Genomic DNA, 19,234 nt, shown 5'->3' with positions numbered 1-19,234 from the left:
AACACTTGAGATAGTGAGTTCAAGTATAAAACACTTATGTTTGTATATTAGTGTACATAAATTAACGGAGCTAATGTGCAACAAGGATTCGAGTGAGAAAATGAAGTTTCTAAAAAGAAGACGGTTAAAAATACTGAATATGAAAGTAAGGAATGAACCAAATGATACTAAATGATCATAACCAATTTATTAGAGAGATTTATTTAAAAAGGGATCAAATCCCAAACGATCAATCTTTTCCTTTTTCACTTCCGGTTTTCAGGACATTAAGAGATTTAAAAATTCACCCTAATGTTACCTATATTATTGGTGAAAACGGAATGGGGAAATCTACTTTGCTTGAAGGTATTGCCATAGCTCTAGGATTTAACCCTGAAGGTGGTACATTAAACTTCAATTTTTCAAGTTATGATTCTCATTCAGAGCTAGATCAATATCTACGCGTGGTGAAAGGGGGAAATAAACCAAAGGATCATTTCTTTTTTAGGGCTGAAACTTTTTATAACGTTGCAACGAATATTGAAGAATTAGATAAAGAACCAGGTGGCGGTAAAATTATTGATGGCTTTGGAGGAAAGTCTCTGCACGAACAATCCCATGGTGAGTCTTTTTTTGCTGCATTTACGGAGCGATTTAGAGGTCATGGGTTGTATATTTTGGATGAACCAGAAGCTGCTTTGTCACCTTTAAGGCAGTTATCTTTATTAGCGAGAATCAATGATTTAGTCAATGAATCCTCTCAATTCATTATATCTACGCATTCACCTATTCTTATGGCATATCCCAACTCGAAGATTATTGAACTCACTGAGAATGGATTACATGAAGTGACGCTTGAAGATACGCAGCACTATTCGATTATGAAACAATTTTTTGATGATCGATCACGCTTATTGCATCATCTTTTTGAGTAGAGAAAATAAAGCTAATAACTAACAAGAAATTGTAAGTAAAGAAGCAGGTTAATACAACAATCCAATTACATTAAAAAGGGGGAGTTAATATGATTTTAGCGTCATCGGTAGGTGGAATACATATAGGAGATATTATCTTTTCATTGTTTTCGTTCTTATTTTTAGTAGCTATCGTTGTAGGAATTGTATGGTTTGTTATTATTTCTAAGAAAAAAAATAATCGATTAGAACGAGTTGAAGAAAAATTAGATAAGTTGTTAAACGAAAAGGAAAATTAGGTCGATAAATGCTACCAACAAACAGGAGCTAGTGTGCGAAGGTCAGTGTGACTGATTTACCAAATGGCAGGCATATTAATTAAAAACGAAGGTGGTGCAGATTTGTATTACGTTATAATAGCTTTTTCATTATTGGCTTCAACAATTTTATCTGTTCTAATTCTAAAAAAGAAAAACAATAAAGTGTTGAGTATGCTGTCTGCTTTTTGTGTAAATGTACTGATCTTAGTGTTAGCAACGTGGAGAGCCTATAGTATGGATGATGAAGCTAGGATCTTTGGTTTTGGTTATATAATTTGATATTTGCTATCCCGCTAATAACTTGGATAAACTTTTTAATACTTCAATTCCCAAGAAAAAAGAAAGTGAAAGCATAGAAATAGGAATTGTCGATGTGGGAACGCTTAGTTCATCTTCGTACATATAAAGAATGAAGAGGTGAAGTATGAAAGATAGAGTGAAGGAAACTTTCAACCAATTGGCAAGCATTTATGAAAACACGGTTGATACCAAGAGTTTGTTTAATAGTGAATATGAAAGACCTTCCATGATAGAGCAGATACCAGAAGATCTTAGGGATATGAAAGTTCTTGATGCTGGTTGTGCGGCTGGATGGTACTCTCTCCAATTAGTCTCGCGAGGAGCAAATGTAGTTGCGACTGATATTAGTCCGGAAATGGTTCTTGCTACGAGGCGGCGTTTGGGAGATAAGGCTGATGTTTTTTGCCTGGATCTAGAAGCAAAGCTACCTTTTGAAGATAATACATTTGATTACATAATAAGTTCATTGACCCTCCATTACATAAAGGATTGGAACTTTACTTTTGATGAGTTTCAAAGAATTTTAAAGCCACAAGGGATTCTTATGTTTTCCGTTCACCATCCATTTTCAGATATCAAACTACTCCAAGATCCCAACTATTTCAATACTGAATTGATTATTGATAAATGGAACAAAGAGGGGAAATCATTTGATGTTCCCTTTTACCGAAGACCACTTCATTCGATTTTAAACGAGACATTAAAGTATTTTTTAATTGAAGAAGTAATAGAACCTCAACCTACAATGCAGTTTAAATTACAAGCTCCTGAAAAATATGAAAGCCTTTTGAAGTGTCCGCAATTTCTGGTTATCAAGGCATTTTTACATTAATATCTTTAACGCAAGGCAACATTGGGGTCGTCATTCGTGGCGATCTTTTTCTTATAAATTCAAAAGTTATTGTGGAATATTATGTTAACATATAGATGTATGTATTACGAGCTAAAAAGAAGTCGTAGAACGTACCATTCTGCGACTTCTTTCATTAATTTAAACGACATAAAGGAGAACTAATGATGAAAAAAAATAAAGACATTCTAATTGTTATGCTTACTATGGTGTTGTTCATTTTATTAGCTGCCTGTGGCAATACACAGGAAGAATCGAGTGCTAAGTTTGATAACCAGTCGCAAAATAAAAACGCTACTCAACACACAAATGATGAAACTTCTAATGATGGTACGGATAATGAATCCAACCATGCAGATAAAAGTGATACGAAAGAAAAAATAGATACAACAAGCAATGAATCTATAATAGATGAAGGATCATCTCCTTCTAGTAGTGAAGGTAGTCTGAAAGAAGAATACCTGAAGAAACTAAGTGATGTTAAAAAAGAAACAGAAGAATTAGAAGCGACAGATTCATCGACATACGCATTGAAAAAGGTAGAAAACGATAGATGGGAAGCTTGGGATGCATTACTTAATGACATATATGGTGCGTTAGAGGAACAACTACCGCAAGAGGAAATGGACCAATTAAGAGAAAAACAGCGGAATTGGTTAGAATATAGGGATGAAAGTGCACTGGAAGCATCATTGAAATATAAGGGTGGTACGCAAGAACATTTAGAATATGTGATTGTGCTAGCAAATCTAACAGAAGAAAGATGTTATGAATTGGTTGAGGATTATATGAAGTGAAAATACTTCTATTGGTACGAATAGGATCTATACACCTTCTTATTAAAACATTTGGAACAAAGGGGTGACTTATTGCGTTGGAAACGAATGCTTTATTTTATAAAATTAAAACGGGGATTGTTTCTTCAGAGGATTATATAAAATGGTCACACAATTTAATAGAAAGCAATATGTCGTCACCATCTCTATCTATTATGTCTTCATTGTCATCGGATGAAAATATCTTTGAAGTAGAACATTACTTTAGAAGAGCTTTGAAAGAACTGGGAATAAAAGAACCTACCATGGAGACAAGTGATAGAGCCTATATATCCTTTTTAGTAAGCGATATAGTAAAAACCGAGCGTACTTCTGAGATATTTGATTTGGCTTATAAGGTTTTTCGGATTGTGGTAGACCTTCAATATCCAGAAGATTTAATTGCGTGGTATGAGATAAGTGAAAAGATTGATCAACTTCAATATGATGAGTCGCCTTTAGAATTTGATGAAGAAGATTTGAAAATGATGATCAAAAATGAAGCTAACCTCATTTTGGAAGAAAAAAAGTAGTTTTGATAGGAAATATAAAGGAGGTATGCAAGATAAAGGCAGTAAGGATTGCGGAATATGAATTGGAGATCGATTATGAAAAGACGCTATCGTATTATAAGAAACTCCCACTTATCGGTGAAGAAGAACACTGTCACTGCATTTACTGCAAAAATTATGCGCTAGCAACCAACCATTTTCCTATGATCGTGAAGACGCTGTTTGATGATATCGGTTTGGATCCTAAAAAGGGTGCTGAAGTTAGTCACTTTTACCAAGCTAAAAATAGTAAGCATATGTATGTCGCAGATTACAGGATTTTTGGAAAGATATTAAAGAAGCCAAGTGTAAGTGTTGTTGATATTTACTATAAGAATGATGAAGATTACTTTAAGCTTGGTTTTGAAGAAGGCCATACTTCAGACGGTGCGATTATCTTTTATATTGATGCTTTTTTACCTTGGGTTTTAGAAGAGGATCCTGAGATTATGTAATAGGAGATTGTTTTGTACTTTAAGTAATATTGATAAAAGTTATAGAAAAGGGAGTTTATCGATGATTTTAAAAAGAGAAATAGGACTGTTGAGTATATGTTTATGCCTGTTCTTCTTATTTGGGTGCCAGCAAATTTCTAATGCTGAGCGAACGGAGGAATCATTGGTTGATTATGAGTACCTACCATTAGACAACGGCTATTCTGCAGAGGTCGATAACTGGTTACATGATGCTAAACAAAGCGGAGATGAGATTGCACATAATTATGCCGCAGAAGACGGGATTGAGTATGTGTATGCCAAAGGGTATAGCCAAGCCAAGGCTTCTTATGTATATGAAAATATAGATAAGAAAATAAATAGTAAAATAAAAGTGACCTTACTTAAAGGTGAAAGCAGTGATGAGTTGTTCATCAAAGTTACTTATAGTAAAGATATTGATGTAACAGAGTTAGATGTAATAGAGGATGAAGCATTGTTTTACAATTAACAGTTATACAACCAAATTTTAAATATCTAGCGTTGAAGGGGCGATCAAAAAATGATTGCCTCTTTCTCTTTTAGCTAACTTTTGGAATATTATGTTAGTATTGAAATATGGTACTTTAACTATGTGATGCAAGAACATATTATTTTGTAAAACTACAAATGAAAGTGTGATTATATGAAAATACTAAGAGTTATCTTAGCAATTACAGTAGTCTCCTTAGCAGGTTATAGTTTAATAACAGATGAATATGGACTAATACCTTATACACTATTAATCTTAGGGTTACTACTTGTGGTTATGGGGATTAATGAAATTCTAGAAAAACGAAAAATAACTGCTCTTATTTGTTTCCTCGCAGCTGGCTTCGATATATTTGTTAGTTTGGACATATTATTTGGTTAACCTGGTCCTGACCGGAATAACTATAAAGAGGAGTGATGTAGTGGAGATTATCATCGGATATTTATTAGGTGCTATTGTCTTTATCCTATTTATCATTTCATTATTTAAAATGGTATCTAATCGAATGAAAACAGCTAATAGTGAATTAAATAAAAGGGTAACTGACCTAGAAAAACGGGTGGAGGAATTAGAAAACAAATAAATTTTGCTTCTACTTTTTGATGCAGCTGATTCTGATGACAAAAAGTCTAATTTAAAGGATTTCCTATTAGAAGGAGGTACCAATGAAAGCTAAGGTTTATATTAGTCTATCTGTTGTATTTATTGTGGCAGGGGTGCTTTGGTTACAACAATCAGGAGAGCGCGACCGAGCATTCATGGATAGTCTACTTATACATCAGCCTATTGAACTGAATCAAGTCAAAGCGATTCATGTATGGGAAAAGGATCAAGATATAAAAAGGGTTCCAACAGATGAATATATACATGTTGTGGATGGCTTTAATCAGTATGAACCAAACAGAATTGCATCAAAAGAAGTTCCTCCTTCTTCACAGGCGCAAGTTGTAATAGATACAAATGATGGCGCAACTATCGTTATCAATTATGTAGATGAAAAAATATATGTAAACAGAAATGATGTTGGTGAGGGGTTAATAGAATATGTGTTGCTTGATAAGGAACCTAGATTAGAAAACTTTTTTAGGGAGCTCATAGTTGAATAAGTTTTTTGATGAGGGAGGTATAAAGGTTGGTATGGTTGCAAGGGGGACCTTTTCTTGAAGTGAGTTTTGTTCTAAAGCTTGATGGTGAAAAGAAAGAAGCTATTCAAGCAATAATAGATAAATTGTCTAATCTCGATCACAAAATTGAAATAGTAGAAGAAAGACTTGGCGAGATAATTAATTCGTTTAGTAATGGTTATCCCTATGATATAGAAGACCCAGAAACAGTATTTATACACGCCATGCATTTACGTTTATATGTTCATGTAGCTGGGAGGCGTAAAGCGAATTTACAGATCGAACAAATATCTTCCAATGCGCTATTGGTATTTTTTTGTTTTTATGGAAGTGAATATGATGCGCCCGAATGGGATCAAATTGGCATAGGAGATGAAGACCTAATTTGTTTCAATAGCTTTTTGACTGAGCTCTATACTACATTTCAATTTAAGCTTGGTAGTATAGGGGTGGAAGAAGATGTATTAGGTTTACTTGATTGTGAACAAGTTCGACCAAATGAGTGTTATCGCTTTGAAAAGATTAAAACACAATCATTCTTTGATAGAAACCTAACCTCCTTTCATTCCGTAATATGGAATGAGCAATATGGAAAGTTAGATCCTATTCCTTTTGACTACAAAAGACTGAATCATTCAGGCTTGTTCATAAAGGGTAACAATCGTTCAAGAAAGGAGAGAACGTGATTGAGTCATAATAAGTCGGGAAGATTAGTAAGGTGGAGAGAGAAGTATGGAGCAATTGCTGTTGCAATAAGTTGCATATGTAGTGCAATTGTATCGTGGGGGAATAACTGGATACTTACGGGTATTTTAGTTTTAGGTGTTTTTTTTTGCGGATTAATAGGTATTTTTGATATAAAGCGAGCTAACCAAAAACGCAAATAGTAGTGAAATAAAGTAAATGAGGTGTATTTTCAACTATTTTATTCAAGAGAGGAGTAGTGGTTTATGGATAGAACGAAAATGATTCAAATAATGGTAAGTATAACTTTACTTGGGATCGCAATTGCAATTTTTCCAAGATACAACGAATTAGTGGATATGGGGAACATGAATCAAGCATTCTCTTATAGTCTAACTTTAGGAATTATCTATTTTTTATTCGGCATTCTTATAGAATTAGATAGGCTGCTTCATAACAAAACATTTGAAATTAGATGGGGTGCGTTGATCCCTTCCATCATCATTATTGCGTTAGTTTCTATACCAACAAGTAGGTGGATATTATGGTTTGGTGTAGGGTTTCCATATCCATATAATCCGTTCGTTTATCCAGAGCTCAAAGCAATCGCTACTGTTGTAGCTGGAATATTGTTTGTTCGTGGAATTAAGCAATAACAAGACTAACTATGTTTCACAATTTTAGTTTTGATAATTCTAAAGGATTTTTGGATCATTTCTTTTAGATCAATTTGCCCTTTTACAAGTTCAAAGTCTGCCTCAAACGTATCCCTTTCACAAAGGTACTGTTCTCCGTTTTTATCCGTAATTAGATAGTCTCCTGGAAGCCCCTTTTTAGTGCCGTCGCTTGTTTCAATAGTAATTGATCTTGTAAGTTTTAGTGCCTCAACAACAATGGGTTTCTTTCTATACTTTGGCATAGGTATCAACCTCCTTTTACTGCTATTTAATACAGACTATGCAAAACGGGCGAATGTGTTTAGGCTATAGGCATAAATGGAAACACAAGAACCGTCCCCATGTTTCCGAAACTTTTGATCTTTTGGGTTCGTATAGTATGCTAGGTGTTGCGACATTTTTTTATACGAGGAGCTAATCAAATGGAACAAACGGAAAAGAATACGCTGAAAGCCTTTTATTCGCTTATTTTATCAACAAAGGTACCTAAGCTTGCATTGACGATCGGATTAATTGGTGGGTTATTTACCACAATTGTTGGACTTTCAATTCCGATTTTAACAAGGGAAATGGTCGATGGATTCTCCATGGATGCCTTGAATTTTTATATGATCGGGGCTTTTTTACTTGTTTTTATTTTACAAGCGGTAACAGATGGAATATCGATGTATGCACTTGCCTATACGGGTCAAAAAATTGTGGCTGGTTTACGTGAGAAGATGTGGTTGAAACTTTTACGCATGCCTGTCAGTTACTTTGATACAAACACAAGTGGGGAAACAGTGAGTCGAGTCGTTAACGATACGGGAATAGTAAAGGACTTAATTACACAACATTTCCCTCAATTTATTACCGGTATCATTACGATTATTGGTGCTGTGACGATCCTATTTATCATGGATTGGAAAATGACTTTGTTAATGTTAATTAGCGTTCCAATCACGGTGCTTTTTATGGTACCGTTAGGGAGAAAAATGTCAAAGATCTCCCGTGGTTTACAGGATGAAACTGCTTCATTCACTGGAAGCGTCCAACAAACACTCAGTGAAATTCGGTTGATGAAAGCCTCAAATGCGGAGGTAATGGAAGATAAAAAAGGTGTTGCTGGAATACATAGACTCTTTTCATTTGGATTAAGAGAAGGTCGTATCTTCGCACTTATTGCTCCTTTAATGTATTTGGTTGTAATGGTTGTTATTGTTGTCATCATTGGATATGGCGGAGTTCGAGTAGAAGATGGCACGATGAGTACGGGATCTTTAGTAGCATTCTTACTGTATCTTTTCCAAATCATTTTTCCGATCACGTCCTTCACGATGTTTTTCACCCAATTGCAAAAAGCAACGGGAGCAACGGAACGGATTATTGACATATTGGAACTGGATGAAGAAGTAGGGCAAGAGGGCATTGAAATGGATATCTCTAATCAGGTAGTTCATGTAAAGGATGTGTCTTTTTCGTATAGTGAGGAAGAGCCGGTGATTCAACATGTGTCCTTTGATGTGGAACCAGGAACAATGGTTGCCTTTGCTGGACCGAGTGGTGGTGGAAAAACAACGATGTTTGGCCTGCTTGAGCGTTTCTATGAGCCAACCTCGGGTGAGATTCTAATCGGAGATACGCCGATTAAGGACTTGTCTATGTACGCTTGGAGAAGTCAAATCGGTTATGTCTCCCAGGATAGTCCGATGATGGTTGGAACGATACGTGAAAATTTATGCTACGGACTAGAAGATCGTCAGGATATAACAGATGAGCGTCTTTGGAATGTAGCGGAAATGGCTTATGCAGATCAGTTCATTAAAGAATTTCCGAAAGGTCTTGATACCGAAGTGGGAGAGCGTGGCGTCAAGCTTTCAGGTGGTCAAAGACAGCGAATTGCGATCGCCAGGGCGTTCTTAAGAGATCCAAAAATATTGATGATGGATGAAGCAACAGCAAGCTTGGACAGTCAATCGGAGGGTATTGTACAGCAGGCTCTCACAAGGCTGATGGAAGGACGAACAACCTTTATTATTGCCCATCGGTTATCAACGATCGTAAACGCGAATAAGATTATCTTTATCGAAAAAGGCCAAGTAACCGGGACAGGTACCCACCGCGAACTCGTCCAAACACATGACCTTTACCGAGAATTCGCCGAACAACAGCTCACATAATGGAAACAAGGGGACGGTTCTTTTGTCCACAATTTTGTGGACAAAAGAACCGTCCCTATGTGTATTTTTCTACTGTTCGATACAAACTAGGAAAAATATAGACCGAGGAGTGGATGTTGTGGAGTTTGAGATCCAAGCAAAAGATGGTGCTTTGCCGTGTGAGGTAATTATTGATGAGGACAATGGCAGGTATATGCTTCGAGATGCGGATACAACAGGTGAAGTGTTTAATGACCCGTATCAATTAAAAGCATGGATCGAGGCTAATTGGCATGCTGGTAGGTTTGAGGATCCAGATCAGTTTCAGCAGCTTTTACAAGAACTGAAGGCTTATTCCTAGTGCGATCACAGATGATCCGACGATCAAGTGACTAAAGCAAAAAACATGCTACGCATTGTAATAAAATAAAAAGGGTGATAGAAAGCCCATCACCCTTTTACAACCTTAACTATTACTATCATTATGTTTCTTACTAGGTAGTTTATTGCTTGGACGTCCGTTACCTTGTCGCTTCTTGTTTTTTGCTTGCTTTCGTTTGTTTTCATTAAATTCTTCTACAAATTCATGTGTATCCACAAAAAACACCTCCTTGGTTCCGTTTTAAGTTAACCTTCTTAGGACGAGATCATGCATAGCGGTCAGAGTTTAATGTGTAGTCATTGAACAAAAACCTTTTGTCAAAGAAATGGCTCCCACTATTGGTCCCTGTTCATATCAGATGAATCATCATAATCATAACGAAATCCGTCGGCCTGAGCAGATCCTTTTTGTTTGGTTTTCTCTTGTTCTCGGGTTTTATTTTGTTCTTGTTTTTTATTTTGCTTCATCTTAATGCCTCCCAATCTACTTTTTTTTATTATTCCTAAAAATGGTTGTACTATGCGAAAAGCCTTAAGAAGTTGCACACATAGGACAAATTGCCCCAAGTTGCCTGAATTTTATTTAAAAAACACCCAAATGCAACAAAAAAATGTCAGTTGTTGTTGTTACCTGATGGAAATTGTAGTTAAATAGTATTATAGAGTTGTGAAAGCGCTTTAATATTTTTTTATTTAATTCTAGGAAAATGTACAGAATGGGGGGAACATGTTGAAAAAGCGATGGGATTTAAAGAATGTAAAGAAACGCACGAATATCAAACCTATAGTAGAAAAAGCAAAAGTTTTGTTCTCTAAGCTCAAAATAGAAAAACAAGATGCATCAAAAGCGACATCGGTGAACAAAGGTAAATCTATAGGTACAAAGATCTTAAGCTCGTTCATTATTGGGGTTTTGGTGTTTGTATCGATTGTAGGTGTGTCTTCTTACGTTATCTCAAATAACATTATTAAGGGGAAGGTAGAAGATGCGAGCGCACAGACGATTGTTCAAGCAGGTGATAAATTAGATTTTGCCCTGTCCAAGTACACAAGTTTAATCCAAGAAAAGCTGGCGGATGAAGAGTTTTTTACAAACTTAAGCTCGGTTGCTAAGTACAATAACGACTTAAGTGATTATGAGTATATCAAGGTCATGAATAGTATTGCTGATGAATTAAACAAAGCTACATACACCGATTCAAATGTCGGCATACAGTTAATTCATATCGAAAATTCGATTGTCTTTTCCACTGGTGTGAATCAAGATGATGAAGGTATCTTAAATTCAGAATGGTATAGCAAAGCCAAGGAATCAACGGAAGATGTATGGATTGGTGGTACCGAGGCTGGTACATCTGGTGTGAATGACGAATCTACCGTAAGCTTTGCAAGAAAATTAACAGTTAATCAAGCCAACAGTTATGTCATTGCTGTTGATATTGATGCGACATATTTCAAAGAGTTATTTAGCAATGTATCATTTGGTGATAACACGGTGAAAGTGGTGGATGGGGAGAATAATATTGTCTTTTCTTATAATGATGAAGAGATCAATACAAAAAACGATTATGCAATGGATGTAGATACAGAAAGCAACGTAGTGGAATCCGGGGACCTTTTGGTATTTCAGTATGATTCTAATGTCTCTGATTGGTACTTAGTTGGGGCTGTTTCGTCAAGCGAACTAACCAAAGATACGAAAATAATATTTTATATTACAATTGGTATTATTTTATTCTCTGTAATCGTAGCATTCTTTGTTGGAAGAATGATCGTTAAATCAATAAGTGCCCCATTAGGAGAGTTAACTAACCTTATGTCTGAAGCTAGTGCAGGCGATTTACGAGTCCGTTCCGAGTTAACGGGTCGAAAAGATGAAATTGGTTCTCTAACAACGAGTTTCAATCATATGCTTGAGATGATTTCAGATATGATGGTTAAGACAAAAGAATCTTCGAACAAAGTGTTGAAAGCTGCTACGGATTTAACAGATGTGTCAAAAGTTACCTCACAATCTGCCAAGGAAGTTGCTGCAGCTTCAGAAGAAATAGCAACGGGTGCGACAACGTTAACAGAGGAAGCGGAAATTGGGAATAATTTAGCAGTGCAAATCAATGATGAAGTAGAGAATGTTTATCGTAACAATGATGCGATGGAAAAATATGCACAAGAAGTATTGGAAGTTAGTAACAAAGGGATAGATAAAATGAGTGAGCTAGTCGAGCAAACAGAGCGCGGCGAACAAATAACAACTGCTCTTGTTGGTCGAACAGTCGTACTAAAAGAAAGCACAAAAAACATTATTGATGTAATGGTGATCCTTAAAAAGATCTCAGATCGAACGAATTTGCTTTCGTTAAACGCAGCAATTGAAGCAGCACGTGCTGGGGAAGCTGGTAAAGGTTTTGCCGTTGTAGCGGATGAAATAAGAAAACTATCTGAACAATCGAAACAGTCGATTGATGCAGTAGGTGGCATTGTAGATGCTATTACGGTTGAGATCAATAAAACGTTGGAAATGCTAGAAGAGGCTAATCCAGTATTTAAAGAACAAGTAAATAAAGCGAAGGAAACGGATGAAATTTTAAATCATGTAGGAAGAAACATGAGTGATTTCACCTCGAAGATTCAACTTGTTTCTAGTTCGATCAATGAATTAAGAGAATCGCAACAGAAGTTGTCGGATACGATTGCGCATGTTAGTGCAACTGCGGAGGAATCATCTGCTATTAGTGAAGAAGTATCTGCTTCAACAGAAGAACAGCTTAAGATGAGTGATTCATTAGTATTTACTTCAGATGAATTGAAGGTCATGTCAGAAGAGCTACAAGCGTTGTTGGAACAGTTTAAGCTATAACGGAAACAAGGGGACGGTTCTTGTGTACACACTTTTGTGTACACAAGAACCGTCCCCTTGCTTACTTTTATCCGTTTACTAACTTCATGCGTATTTTATTGGATAGCAGTTCGATGATTAAAATTAGGATGACTAGGCCGATTAGGATTGAGCCAACTTGTTCCCATTTGTAGCCTTGCATGGCGAAAATGAGAGGTGCTCCAATACCGCCTGCACCAACAAGTCCTAAAATCGAAGCTTCACGCATATTCATGTCAAACCGGTAAATCATGACGGATAAAAAGATTGATAACAACTGTGGAATAATACCAAATCGGATTTTTTCAAAGGTTGTACACCCAATAGAAGTCATCGATTCTAATACTTTCACATCCAATTCCTCAATGGCATCAACATATAATTTCGCTAACATCCCAATCGAAGTGATCCCAATCGTTAATACACCTGCAAACGGACCTGGTCCTGTCACACGAATAAACATCAATCCATACACAAGTGCTGGAATGGTACGTATAAAGATAAGTAATAAGCGAGTAAGCCATGCTGCTGGTTTTGGAACAATATTTGAGGCGGCTAGAAATGCTAATGGTACAGCTAAAACAGCACCAACCAAAGTTCCGAGTAAAGCAATAGCAAGGGTTTCCCATAATAAATACAACACGCCATTTGTCGTCAAACTAAACAGGAATTCCAAATCTGGATGTAAAAGGCCACCTACAATGTTAGATGCAATTTTCATGCCATTCTGATCCAGTTCAAAGCTAACTTCCGTTACGGACCAAGCAATAAGAAGACATACGATTGCTAAGATGGTAAGAAAATAACGATAATGGCGTGGTGCAGCAAATAACTGCTTTTCTACTGTCGTCATACTAGGAACTACTCCTTTAAATTAACTTTTTCCTAAAGTGCTCACTAACGGTTTCAATCATATAGACGGTAAGGACTAACATGATTACGATCATGCCTAGGCTTGAATAATCGCGCCACCCAATCGTTTCATTAATCAAGTTACCAATTCCACCTGCGCCTACATAACCAAGAATGGCGGCATACCTTACATTTCCTTCAAAGCAAAATAGTGAGGTAGACAGATATCCTGGAAGTATTTGAGGAAATATTGCATAACGAAATGCCTGGATTCTTGTCATTCCTGTCGATTCCATTGCTTCAAAAGGACCCATGTCCACATTCTCGATTGCTTCATACAGCAACTTACCTACATAGGAAATGGTGAATAGAAAAATTGCGATTGTTCCTGCCGTAGCAGGTAAATCGAAAACATACGTTGCAATTAATGCTGTTACTAACGTTGGCATCGTTCTTAACAGACTAAGCACAGTCTTTAATATCGAATCTAGGATTCTATTTTTAATAATATTGGAAGAAGCGAGTACTGCTGCTGGTAACGCAACAATCGCACCAATTACCGAACCGAAAAAAGACATCTTTAACGTCACCATGAGTTCAGGTAGGATACCGCTAATGTACCCCCAGTTTGGTTGGAGCATTTGCAAGATGATAGTGAAGAACTCATGTATTCGTTTGAAAATTACTTCAAAGCTAAAACCAGTGGCTTGCGCAGCATAATATACAGCGATCATGACAATAAGTAGAATGAGTGGTGTTTTCGAGCGCTTTTCTACTACTACTTTTCCGTTGGCTAAGACTATTTTTTTTGGTGGAAAAATTTTATTGTACATGTACGTGTTGCTCCTCGAAGACCGTCTTATATTCTTCTTCGTTCCCTCCATAAATCTCATGAAGGATCGTATCTGTTACTTTAGAGGACGGCCCATCAAAGACGATCTCGCCTTGGCGAACACCAATAATTCGATCCGCATATTCCAAAGCAACCTCGACATGGTGAATATTCATGATGACAGAGATGTTCATCTCCTTATTAATTCGTTTAAAATCGTCCATTACTAGTTTAGAAGTCACTGGGTCTAGGGATGCAATTGGCTCATCTGCTAAAATAATGTCAGGGTTTTGAGCCAGAGTACGAGCGAGTGCTACACGTTGTTGCTGTCCTCCGGATAATTGATCGACACGAATATAGGCTTTATCTAAAATCCCAACTTTATCTAAGGCTTCTAATGCCTTTATTTTTGTTGTTTCTTATACAGGCCAGTGATATTGCGCCATAGGGCATTATCAGGGACAAAAGAAACTAGGACATTATTAAGCACAGAAATTCTTGTAACTAGATTAAAGGATTGAAAGATCATCCCAATTCTTCTACGTAAATTCCTGACTTGTTTCCCTTTCAGATTGGTAATATTCGTACCATCAACAAAAAGTTGTCCGTCAGTAATATCGTGCATGCGGTTAATACATCGGATGAGCGTTGATTTTCCCGCTCCGGATAAACCGATAACTGCAACGAACTCACCTTGGTCAATGAATAAGTTGAGATTGTGTAAAGCTTTTGTACCATTTGGATAAATCTTATGAACATTAATAAACTCGATCATGGTATTACTCCAATCTATGATTAGAATCTTTCTTACTTATTTAGAAGATAGATTGAAAAAATAAGAACATCACCATAAAATGATGTTCTTATTTTTATTTAGTAACGAACTGTCACTTCTAAATGTAATCACCTATCTACAAATAAAGAGTGAATCAATTATTGCTTAAGTCCTTTTAAAAATTCTTGTGCGTCTCTTTCACCATCGTAATCAGCTGCAGTTGCTTTTTGATAGCCTTCATGGCTGTAAACGCTAATGACTTCTTTTCCTGCATCGGTTTGAGCAATGTTCATAAATGCTTCTTGAAGAGCAGCTTTTAAATCGTCCGTCATCGTTTCTGAATTTTTACTTACAGAAACGGTATCGTTATAGATCGGTTGCGTAACACCAATAACGTTTGTTTCATCCCAAATCGAAGCGGAACGTTCAAAATCAGTTGTCCATTTATCTTCATTGTCACGACGTGCATCAGCGTAAGCCACAACAATATCGACTTGTTGTGCTGCTAATTTTGCAAAAGAGTCACCGTATCCATTCGATTGAACAGCATTGTCTAAGTCTGTAACACTCTTTTCAAAATTATCTTGTAACCATAGTGTTGGATAAATATATCCTGCTGAAGAAGATGTGGATTGTACAGCCCAGTTTGCACTATTTAGATCTTCCCACGTTAATGCTTCGCCATTGTTAATCTTTTTAGCAAGTTCTTGGCCTTTTTCAGAAGGGCCAGCGATCATTAGGCTACGATAGTAAGTTGCTTGTTCATCCTCTGAACCTTCCGTAGGTTTATTGTCATTCCAATCTTTTGGATTTTCAGAGTCATTGGACAACGCTGCACGTGTGGCAGTTAAGATTACATCTGCACCGTCATCGTATAATACAAACGTACCACCAGGGATTAATCCGACATCCGTAGTACCTGCAGAAAGAGCTTCCCCTACAGCTTCATATGTAGTTCCAACATTGATTTCAATTGTGTCTACATCATAACCAAGCTTACTTAACTCATCTTTTAAAAGTCCTTTAAGTGGTTCTGTCATCGTAACAATTTCTTCTGGGTCACGAGATGGGACAAAATCCACCTTCAATGTTTCGATGTTCTCATTTCCAGCTTCAGTATTTTCTTCTTCAGCTGCGTTATTGTCGGTATTTTCATTTTCTGCATTTTCATTTGTATCGGTTTCAGCACTTGCTGTGTTATCTTTGTCCTCAGAACCACAACCAGCTATAAAGCCGATCAATAACAAAACCCCAAGTAAAATCATTAATTTCGTTTTCATTATCCATTCCCCTTGTCGTTAAATATGTTTTTGAAACTATTTGTTGAAACATGTATCATCTTACACCCAAGATATTAAGCATTTATGTAGGGAGTATAAAGAATTTGTAAATGATGGAAACATGGGGACGGTTCTTGTGTACACAAAAGTGTGCACACAAGAACCGTCCCCATGTTTCCATCTGAGGTGTTTTATGTTTGGCCAATTGGGAAATAAGTAATCTAGAGTCAAATGATAAAAGGGTGAATCTAATGAGAGAGATGACAGTAGGTTTACTGCCGGCTCCGGAATTACCTGAGAAGGTGGCTAGGAGTTTAACAGAAACACTTCCAGATGCATTAAACAAGTATATTGATGCCAACGTGGAATGGAACGTTGAGGTAATAGTGGACCCGTTAACAGGGGCGGCGGAAACTGCAGATGAAATATCAGAGGAAGCGAAACATGCAAAAGAAATGCATAATTGGGATTATGCAATCAGTGTGACGGACCTTCCCGTTTTTTCTAAGAAAGATATTGTGTTAGCAATCTCAAATGTGAATGAAAAAGTCACACAAATTTCTCTTCCTGCATTTGGACTATTCCCAATGCGAAAGAGATTAAAGGATACCATTATTCAGATGGTAAGGGACTTACATATGGAAAAGTCCAATCAAATGCAGGAAATGGAGCGTGGGATGTTTAAGCAAATAAACCATAAAATTTCTCGTGTTTTATCACCTGTACGAAGAAAAAGAACGAAGCAAAGTCAGGATACGATTTATCAATATTTTGTGATCCCTAGGTTGAATGGTAAGCTGAGAATTACGTTGGGGATGGTCCATGCGAATCGTCCATGGAAGATCTTTTCTTCGTTTAAAAAAGTAATCGCAATTGCGTTTGCTACTGGTGCGTATGGACTTATTTTTCCTTCTTTATGGAACCTGAGTGTTGTATTTGAACCTTCTCGTTATATACTCCTCATGGTTACATCCTTAGGGAGTATGGTGCTTTGGATTATGCTTGCTCACCACTTGTGGGAAAAACCTAGCTATTGGAATAAGCGGAAAATGCGCAGAATCTATAATACAACGACGGTGATCACCTTGAGTGTCGCAGTCCTATTTTATTACATTATATTATTTGGTTTGTTTTTCTTAGCAGTAAGGCTCTTTGTGCCAGAACAACTTTTCCGTGGTCAGTCCGTCCTGCATGGAAACGTTACGATTGTAGATTACCTTCATCTGACTTGGCTTGTGACTTCTGTTGCGACATTAGGTGGTGCGATTGGTGCCGGGTTAGAGGATGATGAGTTAGTAAGCAATGCAACATACGGCTATCGACAACAAAAACGTTATGAACAGAGTAAACGAGATCAAGAAAATGCATAATAAATTTGGAGTGCAGGTACCAAGTAGTGGAGTGCTACTTGGTACTTTTTTCATAATGGATTTTTTGTATTCCTGAGTAGCATCAAACTGTCAATTATAGTGGAAATAAGGGATTAAACGTCCCCGATAGTTGCTTTTAACTCCAAGAACCTAGAATCTATGTGTAGTTACGGAACAATTTCTAGAAGATAATCATCAATAACAGTCAATCCAAATTATAGATTTATTTCTCATCCTTCATCCAAGGTGGATCGCCATATTTATGTAGCGTTTTGTTAATTTTATACACCGTATAAGGAATGAGATAAGCTAATACGGTGCAGATAATCGATAATGTTCCTGGCATGCGTTCTATAATGAAATTCCACATCATGATCCCTTCTCTTTCTGGGTTGTGAACTGTGTATTACCTGACATTTCGATGTTGGCATTAACAGTCACATTGATTTTGCTATTTGCGAAATAGTTTGCACCTGTATCCCACTCATCCTTTAGGGACTCCCACAATTTGTAATGATGACCATATAAGTAGATATTGAATTTAAAAATATCTGTTTTTAAGTCTGTTTGTGCTTTCGTGATTGTTTTATCTACCAATTTCTTGACCTCTTTTTCTAAACCCTTTGCATACAAATCTAAATGGGTGTGTGGGTTTATTTTGCTATTGGTTTCGGAAATTACGCCAGAAATATTCACATCTATTTCAAATGTTAGATTGTTTTTATCCTTATTGGTCAATTTCAAGCTGCTTTGTACATTAGCGATCATTATATTCGCCTTTGCATCTTGAATGGAGATCCTCATATTACCTGCTTCCATATCACCTGTCATAAAATTTCGGCCCATTGTTAATGGACCATCCAATGTACCAATAACAGCTCGTTCATTGGTATTAAACACAGCAACACCACTATTTTCAATGCTCTTGTCATCAACGATTGCAAGATACGGTATGACAAAACTAACATTCGCAAACAATTTTTCATGTAAATCTCCGAGTCGAAGTGGTGGGGAAACTTCAGCACTTTTCTTGTTGTCTAGCAATTCACTTATATATTGCGAGGGCACTTTTATGTGTTCCGGTTCTATATCTAATAAAGAGCTAGCCTTTTCTTTGGTTACTGCAACGAGGACACTTCTTCGGTTTTGCTGCTCACGTGTGAATAGATCAAGTAATTTTTCAAACAAATCAGGTTGTTTGACGACATCCTCCGAGAACAAAAGTACCTCTAAATGATGGGCATACAACGTTCGATTTGCTCGCTTTGATATTTCATTATTAATATGCATGAGACTTTCACCCGAAAGTGCCAGATTGCGAAAAGCTGGTTGTTCTCCGCCTCCTGTCGTTGCAGTTCCAATAGCAGCAGGTACGATCAGCTGTTGCGTCAAAGTTAGCTGTGGATTATCTTTCGTTGTTTGTTCAGCTAAATCAATTGATGATCCTCGAATAAACGCGCGATTCTCTATTTCTTCACTATCCCAACAACCAGATAGAAAAACTATTACGAATAAAGATGAAAGAATCTCCAAGTATTTTCGCATGCGCAT

The 19,234-nt window shown here is 36.8% G+C and carries 26 protein-coding genes and 1 pseudogene; 18 read left to right on the top strand and 9 right to left on the bottom strand.

Annotated elements, in window-relative coordinates:
* Positions 1-161: 161 nt before the first annotated feature.
* The 14 genes from NYQ66_RS11970 to NYQ66_RS11905 all read left to right on the top strand — a co-directional run bounded on the left by NYQ66_RS11970 (position 162) and on the right by NYQ66_RS11905 (position 7,159).
* Positions 162-914: an AAA family ATPase gene (locus tag NYQ66_RS11970; protein ID WP_259869766.1), complete on the top strand. Its 753-nt coding sequence runs from the start codon at positions 162-164 to the stop codon at positions 912-914.
* Between the two features lie 89 nt (positions 915-1,003).
* Entirely contained in the window at positions 1,004-1,192 is a 189-nt protein-coding gene (locus tag NYQ66_RS11965) for a hypothetical protein (protein WP_259869764.1), read from the top strand.
* A gap of 102 nt (positions 1,193-1,294) precedes the next feature.
* On the top strand, positions 1,295-1,492 hold the full coding sequence (locus NYQ66_RS11960) for a hypothetical protein (RefSeq protein WP_259869762.1): 198 nt from the start codon (positions 1,295-1,297) through the stop codon (positions 1,490-1,492).
* 145 nt (positions 1,493-1,637) lie between these two features.
* Complete coding sequence (locus tag NYQ66_RS11955; protein ID WP_259869760.1) at positions 1,638-2,345, top strand: class I SAM-dependent methyltransferase; 708 nt, start codon at positions 1,638-1,640, stop codon at positions 2,343-2,345.
* A 185-nt stretch (positions 2,346-2,530) separates the two neighbouring features.
* Positions 2,531-3,160, top strand: a complete 630-nt coding sequence (locus tag NYQ66_RS11950) for a lysozyme inhibitor LprI family protein (protein WP_259869758.1) — start codon at positions 2,531-2,533, stop codon at positions 3,158-3,160.
* 77 nt (positions 3,161-3,237) lie between these two features.
* Positions 3,238-3,711: a hypothetical protein gene (locus NYQ66_RS11945; RefSeq protein WP_259869756.1), complete on the top strand. Its 474-nt coding sequence runs from the start codon at positions 3,238-3,240 to the stop codon at positions 3,709-3,711.
* Positions 3,712-3,773: 62 nt separating this feature from the next.
* Entirely contained in the window at positions 3,774-4,184 is a 411-nt protein-coding gene (locus NYQ66_RS11940) for a hypothetical protein (protein ID WP_259869754.1), read from the top strand.
* Between the two features lie 61 nt (positions 4,185-4,245).
* Complete coding sequence (locus tag NYQ66_RS11935) at positions 4,246-4,674, top strand: hypothetical protein (protein WP_259869752.1); 429 nt, start codon at positions 4,246-4,248, stop codon at positions 4,672-4,674.
* Positions 4,675-4,848: 174 nt separating this feature from the next.
* Positions 4,849-5,076 (top strand): DUF3953 domain-containing protein, encoded by a 228-nt coding sequence (locus tag NYQ66_RS11930; protein ID WP_259869750.1) that lies wholly within the window; start codon positions 4,849-4,851, stop codon positions 5,074-5,076.
* A gap of 40 nt (positions 5,077-5,116) precedes the next feature.
* Complete coding sequence (locus tag NYQ66_RS11925) at positions 5,117-5,278, top strand: hypothetical protein (protein ID WP_259869748.1); 162 nt, start codon at positions 5,117-5,119, stop codon at positions 5,276-5,278.
* A gap of 82 nt (positions 5,279-5,360) precedes the next feature.
* A complete protein-coding gene (locus NYQ66_RS11920; RefSeq protein ID WP_259869746.1) occupies positions 5,361-5,801 on the top strand; it encodes a hypothetical protein in 441 nt (146 codons plus the stop codon).
* Between the two features lie 26 nt (positions 5,802-5,827).
* On the top strand, positions 5,828-6,505 hold the full coding sequence (locus NYQ66_RS11915; RefSeq protein WP_259869744.1) for a hypothetical protein: 678 nt from the start codon (positions 5,828-5,830) through the stop codon (positions 6,503-6,505).
* Positions 6,506-6,706: a hypothetical protein gene (locus NYQ66_RS11910; protein ID WP_259869742.1), complete on the top strand. Its 201-nt coding sequence runs from the start codon at positions 6,506-6,508 to the stop codon at positions 6,704-6,706. It abuts the gene before it with no gap.
* 63 nt (positions 6,707-6,769) lie between these two features.
* Entirely contained in the window at positions 6,770-7,159 is a 390-nt protein-coding gene (locus NYQ66_RS11905; protein WP_259869740.1) for a hypothetical protein, read from the top strand.
* A gap of 5 nt (positions 7,160-7,164) precedes the next feature.
* Here the strand turns inward: NYQ66_RS11905 and NYQ66_RS11900 are convergent, their stop codons facing one another.
* On the bottom strand, positions 7,165-7,422 hold the full coding sequence (locus tag NYQ66_RS11900) for a PGDYG domain-containing protein (RefSeq protein ID WP_259869737.1): 258 nt from the start codon (positions 7,420-7,422) through the stop codon (positions 7,165-7,167).
* Between the two features lie 180 nt (positions 7,423-7,602).
* On the opposite strand from NYQ66_RS11900, the gene NYQ66_RS11895 reads away from it, so the two are divergent.
* Positions 7,603-9,339 (top strand): ABC transporter ATP-binding protein, encoded by a 1,737-nt coding sequence (locus NYQ66_RS11895; protein ID WP_259869735.1) that lies wholly within the window; start codon positions 7,603-7,605, stop codon positions 9,337-9,339.
* A 118-nt stretch (positions 9,340-9,457) separates the two neighbouring features.
* Positions 9,458-9,679 (top strand): hypothetical protein, encoded by a 222-nt coding sequence (locus NYQ66_RS11890; RefSeq protein WP_259869733.1) that lies wholly within the window; start codon positions 9,458-9,460, stop codon positions 9,677-9,679.
* Between the two features lie 105 nt (positions 9,680-9,784).
* Here NYQ66_RS11890 and NYQ66_RS11885 read toward each other — a convergent pair whose 3' ends face one another.
* Together NYQ66_RS11885 and NYQ66_RS11880 are read right to left on the bottom strand one after the other, a co-directional pair.
* Positions 9,785-9,916, bottom strand: a complete 132-nt coding sequence (locus NYQ66_RS11885) for a DUF4023 domain-containing protein (protein ID WP_259869731.1) — start codon at positions 9,914-9,916, stop codon at positions 9,785-9,787.
* Between the two features lie 119 nt (positions 9,917-10,035).
* Positions 10,036-10,167, bottom strand: a complete 132-nt coding sequence (locus tag NYQ66_RS11880) for a hypothetical protein (RefSeq protein WP_259869729.1) — start codon at positions 10,165-10,167, stop codon at positions 10,036-10,038.
* Positions 10,168-10,429: 262 nt separating this feature from the next.
* On the opposite strand from NYQ66_RS11880, the gene NYQ66_RS11875 reads away from it, so the two are divergent.
* A complete protein-coding gene (locus NYQ66_RS11875; RefSeq protein WP_259869727.1) occupies positions 10,430-12,556 on the top strand; it encodes a methyl-accepting chemotaxis protein in 2,127 nt (708 codons plus the stop codon).
* 67 nt (positions 12,557-12,623) lie between these two features.
* Here NYQ66_RS11875 and phnE (NYQ66_RS11870) read toward each other — a convergent pair whose 3' ends face one another.
* The 4 genes and pseudogenes from phnE (NYQ66_RS11870) to NYQ66_RS11855 form a co-directional block, all read right to left on the bottom strand.
* Positions 12,624-13,427, bottom strand: coding sequence for a phosphonate ABC transporter, permease protein PhnE (gene phnE, locus NYQ66_RS11870; RefSeq protein WP_259869725.1), 804 nt, complete (start codon positions 13,425-13,427; stop codon positions 12,624-12,626).
* A 16-nt stretch (positions 13,428-13,443) separates the two neighbouring features.
* Positions 13,444-14,259 carry a phosphonate ABC transporter, permease protein PhnE gene (gene phnE / locus NYQ66_RS11865; protein ID WP_259869724.1) on the bottom strand — a complete coding sequence of 272 codons (816 nt, stop codon included), beginning with the start codon at positions 14,257-14,259 and terminating at the stop codon, positions 13,444-13,446.
* Positions 14,249-15,033 (bottom strand): annotated as a pseudogene (gene phnC / locus NYQ66_RS11860) (phosphonate ABC transporter ATP-binding protein). Before phnC ends, phnE (NYQ66_RS11865) begins: the two are co-directional and overlap by 11 nt.
* Before the next feature lie 158 nt (positions 15,034-15,191).
* The gene (locus NYQ66_RS11855) at positions 15,192-16,313 is read right to left on the bottom strand and encodes a phosphate/phosphite/phosphonate ABC transporter substrate-binding protein (RefSeq protein WP_259869722.1); all 1,122 of its coding nucleotides are present in this window, start codon (positions 16,311-16,313) and stop codon (positions 15,192-15,194) included.
* A 251-nt stretch (positions 16,314-16,564) separates the two neighbouring features.
* Here NYQ66_RS11855 and NYQ66_RS11850 point away from each other — a divergent pair, with 251 nt between their 5' ends.
* On the top strand, positions 16,565-17,683 hold the full coding sequence (locus tag NYQ66_RS11850; protein ID WP_259869720.1) for a hypothetical protein: 1,119 nt from the start codon (positions 16,565-16,567) through the stop codon (positions 17,681-17,683).
* A 223-nt stretch (positions 17,684-17,906) separates the two neighbouring features.
* Here the strand turns inward: NYQ66_RS11850 and NYQ66_RS11845 are convergent, their stop codons facing one another.
* Both NYQ66_RS11845 and NYQ66_RS11840 read right to left on the bottom strand, forming a co-directional pair.
* Entirely contained in the window at positions 17,907-18,053 is a 147-nt protein-coding gene (locus NYQ66_RS11845) for a hypothetical protein (RefSeq protein ID WP_259869718.1), read from the bottom strand.
* Positions 18,053-19,234, bottom strand: coding sequence for a Ger(x)C family spore germination protein (locus NYQ66_RS11840; RefSeq protein ID WP_259869716.1), 1,182 nt, complete (start codon positions 19,232-19,234; stop codon positions 18,053-18,055). Before NYQ66_RS11840 ends, NYQ66_RS11845 begins: the two co-directional genes overlap by 1 nt.

Source organism: Aquibacillus koreensis (genome assembly GCF_025154055.1).
In the GTDB taxonomy this organism is placed as follows: domain Bacteria; phylum Bacillota; class Bacilli; order Bacillales; family Amphibacillaceae; genus Aquibacillus_C; species Aquibacillus_C koreensis.
The sequence above is the reverse complement of the archived record's forward strand: the minus strand, read 5'-3'. Positions and strand labels throughout refer to the sequence as shown.

Excerpts from the sequence above, each read along its gene's own strand:
- NYQ66_RS11970 (WP_259869766.1), top strand. The coding sequence starts at position 162 with ATGATACTAAATGATCATAACCAATTTATTAGAGAGATTTATTTAAAA.
- NYQ66_RS11965 (WP_259869764.1), top strand. The coding sequence starts at position 1,004 with ATGATTTTAGCGTCATCGGTAGGTGGAATACATATAGGAGATATTATC.
- NYQ66_RS11955 (WP_259869760.1), top strand. The coding sequence starts at position 1,638 with ATGAAAGATAGAGTGAAGGAAACTTTCAACCAATTGGCAAGCATTTAT.
- NYQ66_RS11950 (WP_259869758.1), top strand. The coding sequence starts at position 2,531 with ATGAAAAAAAATAAAGACATTCTAATTGTTATGCTTACTATGGTGTTG.
- NYQ66_RS11935 (WP_259869752.1), top strand. The coding sequence starts at position 4,246 with ATGATTTTAAAAAGAGAAATAGGACTGTTGAGTATATGTTTATGCCTG.
- NYQ66_RS11930 (WP_259869750.1), top strand. The coding sequence starts at position 4,849 with ATGAAAATACTAAGAGTTATCTTAGCAATTACAGTAGTCTCCTTAGCA.
- NYQ66_RS11920 (WP_259869746.1), top strand. The coding sequence starts at position 5,361 with ATGAAAGCTAAGGTTTATATTAGTCTATCTGTTGTATTTATTGTGGCA.
- NYQ66_RS11905 (WP_259869740.1), top strand. The coding sequence starts at position 6,770 with ATGGATAGAACGAAAATGATTCAAATAATGGTAAGTATAACTTTACTT.
- NYQ66_RS11900 (WP_259869737.1), bottom strand. The coding sequence starts at position 7,422 with ATGCCAAAGTATAGAAAGAAACCCATTGTTGTTGAGGCACTAAAACTT.
- NYQ66_RS11895 (WP_259869735.1), top strand. The coding sequence starts at position 7,603 with ATGGAACAAACGGAAAAGAATACGCTGAAAGCCTTTTATTCGCTTATT.
- NYQ66_RS11880 (WP_259869729.1), bottom strand. The coding sequence starts at position 10,167 with ATGAAGCAAAATAAAAAACAAGAACAAAATAAAACCCGAGAACAAGAG.
- phnE (WP_259869725.1), bottom strand. The coding sequence starts at position 13,427 with ATGACGACAGTAGAAAAGCAGTTATTTGCTGCACCACGCCATTATCGT.
- phnE (WP_259869724.1), bottom strand. The coding sequence starts at position 14,259 with ATGTACAATAAAATTTTTCCACCAAAAAAAATAGTCTTAGCCAACGGA.
- NYQ66_RS11855 (WP_259869722.1), bottom strand. The coding sequence starts at position 16,313 with ATGAAAACGAAATTAATGATTTTACTTGGGGTTTTGTTATTGATCGGC.
- NYQ66_RS11850 (WP_259869720.1), top strand. The coding sequence starts at position 16,565 with ATGAGAGAGATGACAGTAGGTTTACTGCCGGCTCCGGAATTACCTGAG.
- NYQ66_RS11845 (WP_259869718.1), bottom strand. The coding sequence starts at position 18,053 with ATGTGGAATTTCATTATAGAACGCATGCCAGGAACATTATCGATTATC.
- NYQ66_RS11840 (WP_259869716.1), bottom strand. The coding sequence starts at position 19,234 with ATGCGCATGCGAAAATACTTGGAGATTCTTTCATCTTTATTCGTAATA.